Raw genomic sequence first — 1,999 nt, forward strand, 5'->3', positions numbered from 1 at the left:
AGGCCCCGGTAAAGGTGATCCGGTCGCCGACATCGAGGTCCGTGATCGTATCGCCGTTCAGTTCCGCCGCGCTGCCGGAGAAGGTGTCGTTGCCGCTGCCGCCGGTCAGCGTGTCCGTGCCAGAGCCGCCAAAGAGCGTGTCATCGCCGCTGCCGCCCCAGAGTGTATCGTTGTCCATTCCGCCGATCAGCGTATCAGCACCGGCGCCGCCGTTGAGAGCATCTCTGCCATCGCTGCCGTCAAGCGTGTCGTTGCCGTTGCCGCCGAACAGCACGTCGTCGCTTGAGGTTGCTGCAGGTGACGCCGCCGTCGTCGCGGTGTTGAAGATGAAATCGCTGGCAGTCAGCTCGCTCGGCAGAATGCCATAAATGGTGATGGTTTCCTGCTGTCCGCCGTAGACCAGGCGGATGACCGTGCTACCGGTGTTCTCTGAGATGTAGGGCGACAGTGTCGCCAGATCGGCAATGCCAAGCGCCGAGAGATTGATCCGGTCCTGACCTTGCACGAAGTCTATGATCACGTCTTCGCCGAACTGACGGGCGGTATAGCCAAAAATGTCGTTCCCACTGCCGCCAACCTGCCAGTCATTGCCAGTCCCGCCCACGAGCGTATCAGCACCGCCGCCGCCGTTGAGCTCGTCGTTGCCATCGCCGCCGTTCAGCGTGTCGTTGCCGTTGCCGCCGAACAGCACATCGTCGTTGACGGTCGCTGCAGGTGACGCCGCCGTCGTTGCAGTTCTGAAGATGAAATCGCTTGCGGTCAGCTGGCTCGGCCGAATGCCATTGATGGTGATGGATTCCTGCAAGCCGTCGTAGAACAGGATGATGATGGTGTTGCCGAGGTTTTCAGCGATGTAGGGAGACAGCGTCGCCAGATCGGCAATGCCAAGTGCCGAGAGATTGATCCGGTCCTGACCTTGCACGAAGTCCACGATCACGTCTTCGCCGAACCGACGGGCGGTATAGCCAAAAATGTCGTTTCCGCTGCCGCCCCGCAGCGTGTCGTCGCTTGCGCCGCCCACGAGCGTGTCGGCGCCGGCGCCGCCGTTGAGCTCATCGTTGCCATCGCCGCCGTTCAGGGTGTCGTTGCCGTTGCCACCGAACAGCACGTCGTCGTTTGAGGTTGCTGCAGGCGACGCCGCGCTCGTCGTAGTGCTGAAGATGAAATCGCTGGCGGTCAGCTGGCTCGGCAGAATGCCACTGATGGTGATCGATTCCGACAAGCCTCCGTAAACAAGGCTTATCACGGTGCTGCCAAGGCTCTCCAAGATATAGGGCGAAAGCGTCTCCAGATCGGCAATGCCGAAGGCTGAGAGATTGATCCTGTCCTGACCTTGCACGAAGTCCGTGATCACGTCGTCGCCGAACCGACGGGCGGTGTAGCTAAAAATGTCGTTCCCGCTGCCGCCCCGCAGCGTATCATCGCCGCTGCCGCCGACGAGCGTATCGGCACCGGCACCGCCGTTGAGTTCGTCGTCACCACCGGCGCCGTCCAGCGTGTCGTTGCCGTTGCCGCCGAACAGAACGTCGTTGCTTGAGGTTGCGGCAGGTGACGCCGCAGTCGTCGCGGTGTTGAAAATGAAATCGCCGGCGGTCAGCTGGCTCGGCAGAATGCCAGCGATGGTGATGGTTTCCGGTAAGCCGCCGTAGACCAAGGCAATGACGGTGCTGCCAACGTCCTCGAAGATGTAGGGCGACAGCGTCTCGAGATCTCCAATGCCAAGGGCCGAGAGATCGATCCTGTCCTGACCTTGCACGAAATCGGCTATAAGATCATCGCCGAACCGACGATCCACGAACGCAAAGATGTCATTCCCTGCCCCGCCGGTGAACTGGTCATCGGCGGATGTGCTGGACAGGGTGTCGTTGTTCACAGTGCCGGTGAGGTTCGCCATAAGAGCTCCGAATCAAGCAAATCCTGCCGCCATTGAAGTCTCTTTATGACAGTTGGACGGTTCGAAAAACTCTGGCGCTCGGCGGGCTGACCTGATTCACTGCTT

1 protein-coding gene is annotated in these 1,999 nt (G+C 60.7%); it reads right to left on the reverse strand.

Annotated features, from left to right (window positions below):
• The coding region (locus IP83_RS13345) for a M10 family metallopeptidase C-terminal domain-containing protein (protein ID WP_197274367.1) at positions 1 to 1,894 on the reverse strand (1,894 nt) is incomplete at its 3' end.
• Positions 1,895 to 1,999 lie beyond the last annotated feature (105 nt).

Origin of the sequence: Novosphingobium sp. AAP93, from assembly GCF_001296055.1 — a bacterium.
In the GTDB taxonomy this organism is placed as follows: domain Bacteria; phylum Pseudomonadota; class Alphaproteobacteria; order Sphingomonadales; family Sphingomonadaceae; genus Novosphingobium.